Here is a 12,121-nt window from a genome sequence, read left to right as displayed (position 1 = left end):
TTCTCGCGGATTGCTCCGGGTGGGCGTTACCCACCGTCCTGCCCTGAGGAGCCCGGACGTTCCTCGGTGCGGTTGCCCGCCACGCGACCGTCCAGTCGACCCATTCGCACGTCCAGTCTACGACCAGGGCATGCGAAATCACTTCTCGGCGGATTCCGCGATGCGCAGGTCGAGCGGGACATCGATGGGGAACCCGCCGAAGAGACGACGGGTCGCGACCGCCGCGGCCTCGCGCACCGCGTCGGCCGCAGCCTCCGCCTGCTCGGCGGGGACGTGCAGGATCACCTCGTCGTGCAGGAAGAAGGCCAGATGCGCGCGAGAGCGGAACACCCCGGATGCGGGCGCCGACGTCTCCGCATCCGGAAGCCGCTGCAGGCGGTGCCTGATCTCCGCGAGCCAGATCAGCGACCATTCGGCTGCGGTGCCCTGCACCACGAAGTTCCGGGTGAAGCGGCCCCAGTCGCGCGCACGGCGTCGCGCGAGGGCGACGTCGGCGGGATCGGCGTCGGCATCGGTCGCCTGCGCCTGCATCGCCTCCCACTGGGTGGACGGCCGAGGGGACGACCGCCCGAGCCAGGTCGAGACCACTCCGCCGTCCTCGCCGAACCGCGCCGCCTTGTCGACGAGCGCCATCGCTCGCGGGTACACCTTGCGCAAGCGCGGGACCAGGCGCCCGGAGTCGCCGGTCGTCGCCCCGTACATGGCACCCAGCACGGCGTACTTCGCCTCTTCGCGCGTCGCGACGGCACCGGACTCGACCACACCGGCGTACAGATCCTTGCCCTGCGCCGCGCGCGCCATCGCCCGATCACCGGCCATGCCCGCGAGCATTCTCGGCTCCAACTGCGCCACATCGGCGACGACCAGCGTCCAGCCCTCGTCGGCCCGCACCGCGGCCCGCAGGTTGCGCGGCAGCTGCAGGGCACCGCCGCCCGCCGACGCCCAGCGTCCCGTCACCACACCGCCGGTGATGTAGATCGGCCGGAACCGCCCGTCGTGCACCCACTCGGCGAGCCACGCCCACCCGTTCGCGCTGAGCAGCCTCGACAGCTTCTTGTACGCCAGCAGCGGCTCGACGACGGCGTGGCTGTGCTGCGCCAGCTCCCACCGGCTCGTGGACTCGACCTGCACGCCTACCCGGTGCAGCGCCCTGAGCAGCTTCGGCTGGCTCTCGAGATTGAGCGTCGGATCGCCCAGGATCGACCGCACCCGCTCCCCCTGCGCCACCATGCGACTCGGCAGTCCGCCCGCCGCAGGCCGCGTCCCGAGCACGTCGGTGAGGATGGCGTCGTGCACCGCCTCGTTCCAGGGCAGACCGGCGACCCGCATCTCCTCGGCGATGAGGCCTCCGGCGGATTCCGCCGAGGTGAGCAGAGTCAGTCGGCCGTCCTTGCCGTCGCGCAGCACACGGCGCTGCTCGCGATACTGGTCCAGGGCCGCCCCGACGGGGTCATCCACGTCGTCGTGGGGAGTGACGTCGAACAGGGCCGGCGCCTCGTCGACCGGATCCCGACGCAGCCAGGCGTCAGACGGGGCGAGGGGACGCGCGACCTTGTCGGTGTCGCGCAGGATCGCATGGCAGAGCAGCAGATCATGCGACCGTCCGAGCAGCACGCCGTCGGCGAGCAGCAGGGGGTAGATCTCCCGCGCACTGCGGATCACCCAGCGCGGTGGATTCTCGGCCTCCTGCGCGGCCACCCAGGGCGACAGCTCAGACGCGGAGAGGACGGTTCGACCCGCCTCCGCATCCTGCTCGTCGAGTTCGACCGCCGTGTAGGTGCCGGGCGCAGTCGCCACGAGGACGACACGGCGCTCGCTCGGCGGTCGCGAGCTCACCGCCGTCGCGCGCGCGGCGCGGGGGTCACAGCCCGGATTCCTCGGTACGCACGAGGATGCAGCCGCACTCGGGGCAGGACACCACGAGGTCATCGGCGGCGTTGCGGATGTCATTGAGATCGGTGCTGGGAAGCATCATGCGGCAGCCCTCGCACGTGCCACGGGTCAGCAGCGCGGCACCGGCGCTGTTGGCGGCCCGACGCGTGTACTCGGCGAGCAGCGGCGCGGGCACTCCGGAGGTCACGGCCTCGCGATCGCGGGTCAGCTGCGCTCCGAGTTCGGTCGCGGCGGCGACCTCGGCCTTGGCCTGTGCGGTGAGGGCGCTGCCCTCGGAGGTGGTGGTGTCGAGCAGGGCCTGCTGCGCCGCCACGGCGGCGTCGGCATCCTCCACGCGTCCCATCACGTCGAGCTCGATGTCCTCCAGGTCGCTCTGTCGCCTGGCGAGACTGGCGATCTCGTGCTCGAGAGCCTGCGCCTCTTTGGAGTTCGTCGCGGCGGCGAGGCGGTCGGCGTCGCGCGCGCGACGCTGCTCGACCAGCTTCACGTCCGCCTCGAGCCGAGTCAGCTCGGTGCGCACATCATCGCGACGGCCGGTCAGCGTGGTCAGCTCACGGAGCTGGTCCTGACGGATCGCGACGAGCTCGGAGATGCGAGCGGCCTGAGCGGGCTTGGTGCGTGCGCGCTCCGCCTGCGCGATGCGCCGGTCCAGGTCGGCGACGTCGAGAAGGATGCGCTGGTGTTCCGGGCTGGCGTTCACGCTCTCAAATCTAGTCGCTGCTGGAGCGCTCCATCACCCGACCAGACCGTCGACATAGAACCATCGTCGGTCCTCGCGCACGAATCTGCTTCGTTCGTGGAGCGAGCCGCGCTCGGCTCCCTGTCGCCAGAAGGCCTCGAACTCGACGACCCCCTCGCGATCGAACGGCCCGCCACCGGCGCGGTCGAGGATGTCGAGCCGCCGCCAGCTCACACCGTCATCGAGATCGACCGCGTCCGGGCGGGTCGACGGGTGCCAGCTCGACAGGAGGTACGCCCCGTCGCCGACGGCGAACGCGGTGAACCGGGACCGCATCAGGCGTTCGGCGGTGGGAGCTGGCGTCCCGTCGAGGAGCGGACCGCAGCACGCCCCGAAGGTCTCCGCGGAGCCGCAGGGACATCTGGCCGCATTATCGGGGATGCCGTCACGCGGCGCCATCCTCTCCGCTGCTGTCATGGTCCCAGCGTACGCTGACGCCATGACGGCTCTTCCTCACTTCACCGCGCACAACGGCTTCACTCTCCCGGCCCTCGGACTCGGCACGTACGCCCTGAACGGCGATGCGGGAGCGGAGTCCGTCGCCACCGCCATCGACGCCGGCTACCGCCTCCTCGACACCGCGTTCAATTACGAGAACGAGGGCTCTGTCGGTCGCGGTCTCCGCACCGCCGGCGTCGACCGCTCCGAGATCATCGTCACGACCAAGCTCCCCGGCCGGCACCACCCGTCGGCCAAGGCCCGGACGAGCATCGAGGAGAGCCGCTCCCGGCTCGGCGTGGACGTGACCGACCTGCACCTGATCCACTGGCCCAATCCGAGCCAGGACGAGTACGTGCAGGCGTGGCAGGCGCTGGTCGACGCGCGGCAGCGCGGGGTCGTGCGACAGATCGGCGTCTCCAACTTCCTCCCCGAGCACCTCGAGCGCATCGAGCGCGAGACGGGCGTGCGGCCGGTCGTGAACCAGATCGAGGTGCACCCCTACTTCCCGCAGAGCGAGCAGCTGGCCTATCACCGCGAGCACGGCATCCTCACCGAGGCGTGGAGTCCGCTCGGTCGCGCGCAGGAACTCCTCGACGAGCCGGTGATCCGCGAGGTCGCCGCCGCACATGACATCTCCCCCGCGCAGGTGGTCCTCGCCTGGCATGTGGCGCGCGAGACGGTCGCCATCCCGAAGGCCTCGTCGCGCGAGCATCAGGTCTCGAACCTCGCGGCGGGGTCCGTGGTGCTCGACCCGGCCGAGGTGGAGTCCATCACCGCGCTCGGGCGCGCGGACGGTCGGCTGTTCGACGCGGATCCTGCATCGCACGAGGAGTCCTGAGGCTGCCGAGCCGCAGGGTCTCCTGCCGGGTGCCCGTCAGACCCGCTGCGTTCCGAGCACTCTGAGCAGTTCGAGCTTGCTCGCGGCATCGCTGCCCGGTGCCGCTGTCAGCACCACCAGCGCCTGGGACTCGTCCTCCGTGAACAGCGCCTGGCAGTCCACCTCGATCGCGCCGATCTCCGGATGGATGAGCACCTTGTGGTCGTCGAAGCGCCGCTGCACCTCGTGCACGTCCCACAGCGCCGCGAACTCGGAACTGCGCGTGAGGAGCTCGCGCACGATGTCCCCGGCCCTGGACTGCTCCCCCAGCGCACCGTAGGCAGCGCGCAACGAGGCGACCAGCACGTGGCTGCGGTGCTCGTGATCGGGCTCGGGATAGCGACCTCGCTCCTGCTCGGCGGCCGTGAACCACCGATAGATGCCGCTGCGCTCGAGCCCCTCGAAGCCGCTCGCGTCACCCAGGAGCGCTCTGGCCGGCTCGTTCTGGATCAGCACCTCATCGAGCACCGAGACGACGAAGGCCGGGGTGTCCTGCAGACGGTCGAGCACACGGAGCATGCCGGGATGCACGTAGTCGGTGAAGATCGTGCGATCGGGAGCGCTGTGCCCGCTGACGCGGTGCAGGTAGTCCCGCTCGTCCGGCGTCAACCGCAGCGCCCTGGCGAGGGAGGCAAGCATCTGCACGCTCGGCTGCGGCCCGCGCTGCTGTTCCAGCCTCGCGTAGTAGTCGGTCGACATCGCGGCGAGCTGGGCGACCTCCTCACGACGCAGGCCGGCCGTTCGACGTCGGGCTCCCGTGCTCAGCCCGACGTCCGACGGCTTCAGCTGCGCCCGGCGCCGCACGAGGAAATCTGCGAGTGCTTCTCTGTCCACTTCAGCAGTATCCCGCAGCTGCACACCCGCATCCAGGGATCGCGGATCCCTGGACAGGCGCTCCCTGGCGAGCGTCGTCACGCCGCCCGAGAGTGGAGACATGAACATCAGCGGAAACACCATCTTCATCCCCGGGGCGACGAGCGGCATCGGCCTCGCTCTCGCCCGGCAGCTGGCCGCACGCGGCAACACCGTCATCGTGGGCGGCCGCAGGCAGGAGCTGCTGACCGCCATCGCCGCCGACAACCCCGCGCTGGACACCGTGCGGATCGACACGACGGATGCGGACAGCATCCGCTCCGCCGCAGCGACCGTGCTGTCGAAGCATCCCGACCTCAACGTCCTGGTCACGATGGCGGGGATCATGCGCGTCGAGGACTGGACCACACCGGATGGACTCCTCGACACCGCTGAGGCGACCGTCACCACCAACCTGCTGGGACCGATCCGCCTGATCGCCGCATTCATCGAGCACCTGCAGACCCGTCCCGATGCGACGATCATGACGGTCTCCTCCGGCCTCGCCTTCACGCCGCTGCGGGTGACCCCGACCTACAACGCCACGAAGGCTGCCATCCACATGCTCAGCGAATCGCTGCGGCTGCAGCTGGCGGACACGACCGTGCGGGTGCTCGAGCTGGAACCCCCGTCCGTGCGCACCGCTCTGCTGCCCGGTCAGGAGACCAGCGACTTCGCGATGCCGCTCGACGACTTCGTCACCGAGGTGATGCAGCTGATCGAGACGCACCCGGAGGCCACGGAGATCCAGGTCGAGAACGTCAAGTTCCTGAGGTATGCCGAAGCCAGGGGCGAGTACGACCAGGTCGTCTCCACCCTCAACCGTCGCGACCCGCACGGACGCTGACCCTGCAGGTGTCGTCGCGAGCTGCGGTCGGTGCCGAGAGGGGCGGTCGGTGCGGCGACGTCAGAGCGCCGCGTCGACCGCCGCCTGCGCGGTCGGGTGTGTGAAGACGAACCCCGAGCCCTCGAGCACCGTCGGACGCACGTCCGCGTCCGACAGCAGCAGGGAATCCGCTGCCTCGGAGCTGAGCGCGAGCCGGAGCGCGAAAGCGGGGACCGGGAGCCAGAACGGGCGCCGCATGCCCCGCGCCAGCGCGCGACCGATGTCGGTGGCCGACGCTCGGGTGGGGCCCGTGAAGTTGACCGGTCCGTCGAGCCGGGTGTCGATCACGTGCCGGATGCCACGCACCTCGTCGTCGAGCGAGATCCACGGCCAGATCTGGGTGCCTCGCGCGATCGGCCCGGCGACTCCGAACCGGGTGAGCTGCACGAGCGGTTTCAGGACGCCCTTCCGGTGGATGATCGGCGCGGTGCGCAGGAGCGCGACCCTGCTGTGCTCCCCGGCGCGCAGCGCCTCCTGCTCCCACCGGACGCAGAGCTGCGCGAGGAACGTGTCGCCGGCCAGCGAGTCCTCGGTGAGAGTCTCCCCCGGTGCCGATCCGTAGTATCCGACCGCGGACGCCGACACGAGCGCCGGGGCATCGTCGCGCAGTGCACGCACGGCCGTGGCGATCGTCCTGGTCGTCGTCAGCCGGGACTCGACCAGCTCACGCCGGTACCGGCGGGTCCACGGCAGGCGCCCCACGCTCGCGCCACCGAGGGCCACGACGGCGTCCGCTCCGGCGAGGACATCCGGGTCGAGCTCCCGCTCCCCCGGCTCCCACTGCACCTCGGAGGTGTGGCGCGGCGGGCGCCGGACGAGGGTGGTGACCTCGGCCCCGTCCGCACGCAGCGACGAGGCCAGCGCCGTTCCGATCAGCCCCGATGCTCCGCTGATCACGATCCGCTGCGCCATGACTGCTCCCCTGCTGTCCCCGGACCCGCCCGATATCTCGGTTCCGTCCGTCTCCGTGAGTCTGTCACGTCCGGTCCGCCGAGGCGATGTCGGCGGCGAAGGCTACCGTGCCGATGTGACCGAATCCGTGCAGGCCTGGTGGGCGAGACGCCAGTTCTCGCGTGGCCGCGACGTGCCGTACGATGTGGGCACCTACCGCTCGGCTTGGGCGGCCTATCCCGAGCTGATCCGCCAGTACCATCCCGAGCTCAATCACGGCATCACTCTGTCTCAGGTGCCGCTCGCCGCCGACGTGCTGCTGTGCTGGGAGTGCAGGGTCGGCCATCGCTTCGCCGCGACTCCGACCGAGCAGCGCGAACGGCCGGGGCGCATCCGCCGCCAGTCCGCCTGGTGTCCCGAGTGCTCCTCGCTGGCCCGTCCGCAGCCGGTCGTCCTCGGTGAAGCACGCGCCATCCCCCGACGCCCCAAGCCACCGACGACGCTGTGCACCAAGACCCCGGTTCTGGCCACGGGCGAGGCATTCGTCAGCGTCTGCGCTCCGGCGCCGGCGTCCGCCGCCGAGGGGCGCCTGCGTGCCGCGCTCGCCGAGCGCATCACCGTTCCCCTCGACGCGAACGCGGTCAAGGTCGCGCGCCCCTTCTTCCGGCACACCGAGGTCTGGCCCGACATCGTGCTGCCCGAGCTCAGAGTCGCGATCGAGTACGACACGGTCGGCCGCCACGGCCTCGAGCACGTGGGCAAGCGGCAGGACGCAGACCTGCGCAAGGACCGTGCGCTCCGGGCCGCGGGGTGGGAGATCATCCGAATACGCACGGGTCGCCTCGAGCCGCTCGGGCCGCACGATCTGACGGTGTCATCGGTCTCGGCGCGCACGGTCGACCTGCTCATCGACACCCTGCGCGACATCCGCGGGCCGTTCCTCGTGGACGCGTACCTCCGCACGGAGTGATCGACGGCCCCCTTCGATCAAGACGATGGAGAAATCGCCTTACCGTCTCCGATTCGCGACCGATATATACATCGGGGAGTGCAGGAGGAGGAACGGTGACGAGCACTTACATCGAGACCGGTGGGCACGTTCGCGTGTACGACGACGCTGTGCGCACGCATCAGGAGTTCCCGCTCGGGACCTATCGGGTGCACTTCACGTCGAAGGAGGGATTCAGCCTGATCAAGGTCGACGACCTCACCGTCGGCACGGAGCGGATCTACGGCGGTCGCGACAGGAAGGTCGAGAAGATCTTCCGCTCGTACGCGCTCTCCGATCGGAGCCTCGGTGTCATGCTCTCGGGCGACAAGGGCATCGGCAAGACGCTATTCCTGCGCATGGTCGCCGAGGAGGCGCGCGAGCAGTGCCTGCCGGTCGTGATCGTGTCGGAGGACAACGACGGCATCGTGGAGTTCCTCGACACCCTCGACGAGTGCCTGATCATCTTCGACGAGTTCGAGAAGATCTTCCCCGCGGGTCGTCGAGGCATCGCCGACGGCAGCAATCGCCAGAACCAGTTCCTCTCGCTCTTCGACGGTCTCTCGTCGGTCAAGCGCATCTACTGCCTCACCGTGAACGACATCGCGGATGTGAGCACCTACATCGTCAACCGTCCTGGACGGTTCCACTACCACATGCGCTTCGAGTATCCGGGGCCGGACGAGGTGCGCCAGTACCTGCTCGACCAGGCCCCGAACGCCGACCCCGACGAGATCGAGAACGTCGCGCTGTTCTCCCGACGAGCACGCCTGAACTACGACCACCTGCGCGCGATCGCCTTCGAGCTCGAGCAGGCGGATGCCCGATTCGCCGAGATCGTCGAGGACCTGAACATCAAGTCCGTGGAACCGAGCACGTACCGCATCGAGGCCCGCTTCCCTGACGGCAAGGTCTGGTCGGAGGAGGTCGAGATGAACCTCTTCGAGCGCGGAGACGTCGGCCGCACATTCGAGCTGCGCAACGCGACGCGCTCGCTGTTCGCGTCGTTCGTGCCGAAGGATCTCATCTTCGAGCCGGACGGCAGCATCTTCGTCCCGATCCACAAGCTCGACCTGCTCGACGACGAGGACGAGGAGCCGGAGGTCTATCCGACGACGGTCAGTCTCATCCTGGTCGGCCAGGCCAGCTACGGCTTCGGGCTCTGAACCCGCGCGTCAGCGGGGTCCGCGCCTGTCAGACGCCGACGGCGTGCGACAGGATCGCCCTGGTGAAGCGCTGCCCGCCGGCGGTGAGACGCTCGAAGTACGCATCGAGCACGGACGCGGACGACCGCGACACGGGTTCGACGGCGGCACGCGGCTCGTCCTCGTAGTGACGCTGGAGGGCATCGCGGAGCATCCGCACCGCCTCAGCGCGCTGTTGCGAGACGGCGGCGTGCGAGACACCCAGTTCCTCGGCGATCTCCCTGACGGTGCGATCCTCGAAGTACACGGCCCGCACGATCCAGCGTTTGCGCTCCGGGAGCGCGTCGACCGCCCGACGCAGGAACTCGTCCCGTTCGGAGGCGATCGCGAGATCTTCCGGGAGGTACCCGGTCCACACCACGTCCGGGGCGTCCGGTGCATCGAGGCTCAGGAGCAAGCGCTCGGCATCCGCGAGACCTTCCCGCACCTCGACGGGCTCGACCCCCATCACCGCCGAGATCTCCGCCACCGTTGGCGTGCGTCCGAGCGTCGCGGAGAGCGTCTCACGCACCTTCGTGGTGGCCTTCGCACGGGCCCGCACCTCGCGAGGCGCCCAGTCCATCGAGCGCAGCTCGTCCATCAGGGCCCAGTTGATGCGTCCCCTCGCGAAGGCTCCGAACGGCACCCCGAGGGTGGCGTCGAACTTCTCGGCAGCCCGCACCAGCGCATACGCACCGGCAGAGGCGAGGTCGTCGCGGGATACCTGCGTGAGGCGGGAGGCGACGTAGGCGGTCGCCGCGCCGACGATGTGCAGGTGGTCCACCACGAGCTGGTTCCGTGCGCGCATCGGCATCGGACGGCCTCTTTCACTGTAAGAGCAAGCCCTCCCCAGCGACTCACAGCGTGGCCACTCCCCAGCGACCGGATCTACATTCAACTACATGCTAGGGGTGTCCGGGCATAGAAAGATCCCCGAAGGCGTCAACCTTCGGGGATTCTCGTTTACGTTCAGATAACGATGACTAATCGTTCACCTTCACACGTCGGTTCACTTCGCGCGTCGCCGAGAACTTCAGCACCGTGTAGTCGTTCACCTCGGCGTCGCCGTCCTGCTTGGCGAACTGCACGCGGTGGCCCTTGTGCGTCTGCGGGTAGAACTTGCCGAAATTCGTGAGAGTCACCGTGTTGCCGCGCCCGACGAGGTCGAGGAGCTCGTCGATCATCGCGTTGTACGCCGTCTGAGCGGCCTGCACCGAGATCCCGCCCCGTCGCGCGAACCTCTGCACGAACTCCCTCTTGCTGACGCGTGCGGTCTCGAGCGTCCTTGATGTGCTCATTCTGTTTCCGTCCCATGGAATGCTCGTCACCGAGCGATGTGCGCTGTACCCCTACCAGCCGCATCCGTGGCGTGCGCAGGTCCCAAACTCCTGCGACGACGCCGGGATCTGCCAGTACCCCAGCCTGTGCTCTTCAGAGAATAGATGCTCTTCCTTGGTATATGCGGTGAACATCGGAATTCTCTGCTTCCCCGACATCCGACCGGCGCTAGCGGAGTGCCAGCTCCTCCACGAGACGCGGCGTCTGTGCCTGGGCCGCGTCACGCGCACGCCGCGCCGCTCGCGTCGACGCGACGATCTGCGCGCGGATGTCCCGGCCCTCCGCATCGGCGCCCACAGACAGCTCCATGCCCGCCAGCGTCTTCGTGTTGAGCACGACAGCTCCGTCATGGATCAGCAGGTCTGCCCTCACCCCGTACACGGTTCCGACAATGCGTCCCGCCGCATCCCGGAGCGAAGCCGTGTTGTCTCCCGCGGCCCGCTGGATCGAGGCGAGCTGCTCCGCCGAGTATCGCGCCGAGTTCTCGTGCCCTGACGTGGATCTGCCGTCCTTCTTCGAGACCAGCGCAAGGCTGATCTGACCCGGCGCGCGCCGGTCACCGGGGTGCACCCGCGCGTCGAGGTAGTGCAGAGTGTCCTCATCCTCCGTCTTCGCGACGACGCGGTCGTCGTACGCCATCACGACGAGGTTGACCGCGCGCATCGCGCCGGGGCCGTGGGTCCGGGATCGCAGATCGACCACTTCATCTCTCCTGTGCGTCTGGTTCGTCGAAGCGGTCGTCAGCTGCCGAGCAGCGCACGGATCGGCTGGGTCTGGTCGTCGAGGATGACCTGCACCGCGCGCCCGCTCTCGCGGTGGATGACGATCGGGGCACGGAGATTGATGTGCACGCCCTCGGCCGAGGGATTCGCGACGACGTAGAGGCCCGCAGCGCCCTGATCCGGCGCACCGATGTCAGCGAGCACATCGCCGGGGATCTCGGGCGAGTACGGGTAGTCGCCGGACACCGGGTCCCACAGGAACAGCCGCACCTCGGCATCCACTGCCCGGAGGGCGAACAGTCCGGCGGCCCCCTCGAGCTGCTCGATCGTGAACGCGGTGTACGGGGCGAGCCCGGGCATCGGGGAGACGAACTCGACGGAACGGCTCATCGTCTCGGCGGTCGTCTCGGTGGTGGCGGTCATCGCAGGAACTCCAGGAGGTTGGTCTGCAGCGACTTCGCCGTCACCTGCAGCGCGGATTGGAACACGAGCTCCGCGGACTGCAGCCGCACGAGCACTTCGAGGCTGTCGACGTTCTCGACCTCGGCGCGGCGGGCTTCGAGGTCGACCGAGGTCGACCGGTTCTGCGCCGAGGCGCGCTCCAGCTGCACCTGACGGGCGCCGGTGGCGCCACGCGCTGCCACGACCTCCGTCAGCCGGCCGTCGATGTCAGCCAGTCGGCCACCCACCTCGGCACCGCTGCGGAGATCGGCCGCGATGTCGTTGAGGAGGGCGAACGCGCTGTTCGCTCCCTGCCCGAACGCCTGCGCGCCGTCGAAGTCCACGCGCACGGTCTCCGTGTCACTGATCCGTCGACGCACGCCGTCTCCCTGGGCTCCGTTGAAGGCGAACGTGACGGGATCGAATGCTCCGCCGGCATCGCTCGTGCCCGCGAACACGCTGCGCCCGAGCACCGTCGTGTTGGCCTTCGCGAGGAGTTCGGCGCTGATGGTCTCGAGCTCCTGCGCGATGGCCTCCCTCGCCGTGGGGCTGAGCGCGCCGGAGTTGGCGCCCTGTGCGGTGAGGTCGCGCGCCCGGTTCAGCAGATCGGTGCTCGCCCCGAGAGCGGTGTCGACGGTGGTCACCCACGCCATCCCGTCGCTGATGTTGCGGGCGAACTGCGCGACGCGAGCCTGGTCGCCGTGCACCCCGAGCGTCGTCGCCGCAGCGGCTGGGTCCTCGCTCGGCGAGCGGAACGCACGCTGCGATGCCGCCTGATTCTGCAGCCGTTCGCGGTCGGCGAGGTTGGTCTGCAGCGTCCGCAGCGACTGCTGCGTCATCGTGCTGCTCGTGATGCGACCGATCATGAA

At 69.2% G+C, this 12,121-nt stretch carries 14 protein-coding genes; 4 read left to right on the top strand and 10 right to left on the bottom strand.

The window, feature by feature from the left end; translation table 11 throughout:
- Positions 1-138: 138 nt before the first annotated feature.
- Genes ACESK8_RS12960 through ACESK8_RS12950 form a run of 3 tightly spaced genes read right to left on the bottom strand, consistent with a single transcriptional unit; the run spans position 139 to position 3,049 of the window.
- Positions 139-1,836, bottom strand: a complete 1,698-nt coding sequence (locus ACESK8_RS12960) for a bifunctional 3'-5' exonuclease/DNA polymerase (RefSeq protein ID WP_372968978.1) — start codon at positions 1,834-1,836, stop codon at positions 139-141.
- A gap of 25 nt (positions 1,837-1,861) precedes the next feature.
- The gene (locus ACESK8_RS12955; protein WP_372968977.1) at positions 1,862-2,593 is read right to left on the bottom strand and encodes a zinc ribbon domain-containing protein; all 732 of its coding nucleotides are present in this window, start codon (positions 2,591-2,593) and stop codon (positions 1,862-1,864) included.
- A gap of 33 nt (positions 2,594-2,626) precedes the next feature.
- Positions 2,627-3,049: a YchJ family protein gene (locus tag ACESK8_RS12950; protein WP_372968976.1), complete on the bottom strand. Its 423-nt coding sequence runs from the start codon at positions 3,047-3,049 to the stop codon at positions 2,627-2,629.
- Positions 3,050-3,071: 22 nt separating this feature from the next.
- On the opposite strand from ACESK8_RS12950, the gene ACESK8_RS12945 reads away from it, so the two are divergent.
- A complete protein-coding gene (locus ACESK8_RS12945) occupies positions 3,072-3,911 on the top strand; it encodes an aldo/keto reductase (protein WP_372968975.1) in 840 nt (279 codons plus the stop codon).
- 36 nt (positions 3,912-3,947) lie between these two features.
- Here the strand turns inward: ACESK8_RS12945 and ACESK8_RS12940 are convergent, their stop codons facing one another.
- A complete protein-coding gene (locus ACESK8_RS12940; RefSeq protein WP_372968980.1) occupies positions 3,948-4,784 on the bottom strand; it encodes a helix-turn-helix transcriptional regulator in 837 nt (278 codons plus the stop codon).
- Between the two features lie 100 nt (positions 4,785-4,884).
- Between ACESK8_RS12940 and ACESK8_RS12935 the strand changes: the two genes are divergently transcribed.
- Complete coding sequence (locus tag ACESK8_RS12935; RefSeq protein WP_372968974.1) at positions 4,885-5,649, top strand: SDR family oxidoreductase; 765 nt, start codon at positions 4,885-4,887, stop codon at positions 5,647-5,649.
- Between the two features lie 60 nt (positions 5,650-5,709).
- On the opposite strand, the gene ACESK8_RS12930 is transcribed toward ACESK8_RS12935, so the two are convergent.
- A complete protein-coding gene (locus ACESK8_RS12930; protein WP_372968973.1) occupies positions 5,710-6,600 on the bottom strand; it encodes a TIGR01777 family oxidoreductase in 891 nt (296 codons plus the stop codon).
- Positions 6,601-6,715: 115 nt separating this feature from the next.
- Here ACESK8_RS12930 and ACESK8_RS12925 point away from each other — a divergent pair, with 115 nt between their 5' ends.
- Both ACESK8_RS12925 and ACESK8_RS12920 read left to right on the top strand, forming a co-directional pair.
- Entirely contained in the window at positions 6,716-7,549 is an 834-nt protein-coding gene (locus ACESK8_RS12925) for a zinc-ribbon domain-containing protein (RefSeq protein ID WP_372968972.1), read from the top strand.
- Between the two features lie 95 nt (positions 7,550-7,644).
- Positions 7,645-8,733 (top strand): AAA family ATPase, encoded by a 1,089-nt coding sequence (locus ACESK8_RS12920; RefSeq protein ID WP_372968971.1) that lies wholly within the window; start codon positions 7,645-7,647, stop codon positions 8,731-8,733.
- A 28-nt stretch (positions 8,734-8,761) separates the two neighbouring features.
- Here the strand turns inward: ACESK8_RS12920 and ACESK8_RS12915 are convergent, their stop codons facing one another.
- The 5 genes from ACESK8_RS12915 to flgL all read right to left on the bottom strand — a co-directional run bounded on the left by ACESK8_RS12915 (position 8,762) and on the right by flgL (position 12,118).
- Positions 8,762-9,565, bottom strand: a complete 804-nt coding sequence (locus tag ACESK8_RS12915; RefSeq protein WP_372968970.1) for a sigma-70 family RNA polymerase sigma factor — start codon at positions 9,563-9,565, stop codon at positions 8,762-8,764.
- 169 nt (positions 9,566-9,734) lie between these two features.
- Positions 9,735-10,049, bottom strand: a complete 315-nt coding sequence (locus tag ACESK8_RS12910) for an HU family DNA-binding protein (protein WP_060928141.1) — start codon at positions 10,047-10,049, stop codon at positions 9,735-9,737.
- Positions 10,050-10,257: 208 nt separating this feature from the next.
- Complete coding sequence (locus tag ACESK8_RS12905) at positions 10,258-10,791, bottom strand: hypothetical protein (RefSeq protein WP_372968969.1); 534 nt, start codon at positions 10,789-10,791, stop codon at positions 10,258-10,260.
- Positions 10,792-10,829: 38 nt separating this feature from the next.
- Positions 10,830-11,234 carry a flagellar assembly protein FliW gene (locus ACESK8_RS12900; protein WP_372968968.1) on the bottom strand — a complete coding sequence of 135 codons (405 nt, stop codon included), beginning with the start codon at positions 11,232-11,234 and terminating at the stop codon, positions 10,830-10,832.
- A complete protein-coding gene (gene flgL, locus ACESK8_RS12895; protein ID WP_372968967.1) occupies positions 11,231-12,118 on the bottom strand; it encodes a flagellar hook-associated protein FlgL in 888 nt (295 codons plus the stop codon). Before flgL ends, ACESK8_RS12900 begins: the two co-directional genes overlap by 4 nt.
- Positions 12,119-12,121: the final 3 nt, after the last annotated feature.

This window comes from Microbacterium sp. (assembly GCF_041641055.1).
Classification (GTDB): domain Bacteria; phylum Actinomycetota; class Actinomycetes; order Actinomycetales; family Microbacteriaceae; genus Microbacterium.
Note: the sequence above shows the minus strand (reverse complement) of the source record. Positions and strands in the feature narration are given on the sequence as shown.

What these genes read in the sequence shown, in the direction of transcription:
- ACESK8_RS12950 (WP_372968976.1), bottom strand. Translation starts at nt 3,049, where the DNA reads ATGACAGCAGCGGAGAGGATGGCGCCGCGTGACGGCATCCCCGATAAT.
- ACESK8_RS12945 (WP_372968975.1), top strand. Translation starts at nt 3,072, where the DNA reads ATGACGGCTCTTCCTCACTTCACCGCGCACAACGGCTTCACTCTCCCG.
- ACESK8_RS12935 (WP_372968974.1), top strand. Translation starts at nt 4,885, where the DNA reads ATGAACATCAGCGGAAACACCATCTTCATCCCCGGGGCGACGAGCGGC.
- ACESK8_RS12930 (WP_372968973.1), bottom strand. Translation starts at nt 6,600, where the DNA reads ATGGCGCAGCGGATCGTGATCAGCGGAGCATCGGGGCTGATCGGAACG.
- ACESK8_RS12915 (WP_372968970.1), bottom strand. Translation starts at nt 9,565, where the DNA reads ATGCCGATGCGCGCACGGAACCAGCTCGTGGTGGACCACCTGCACATC.
- ACESK8_RS12910 (WP_060928141.1), bottom strand. Translation starts at nt 10,049, where the DNA reads ATGAGCACATCAAGGACGCTCGAGACCGCACGCGTCAGCAAGAGGGAG.
- ACESK8_RS12900 (WP_372968968.1), bottom strand. Translation starts at nt 11,234, where the DNA reads ATGACCGCCACCACCGAGACGACCGCCGAGACGATGAGCCGTTCCGTC.
- flgL (WP_372968967.1), bottom strand. Translation starts at nt 12,118, where the DNA reads ATGATCGGTCGCATCACGAGCAGCACGATGACGCAGCAGTCGCTGCGG.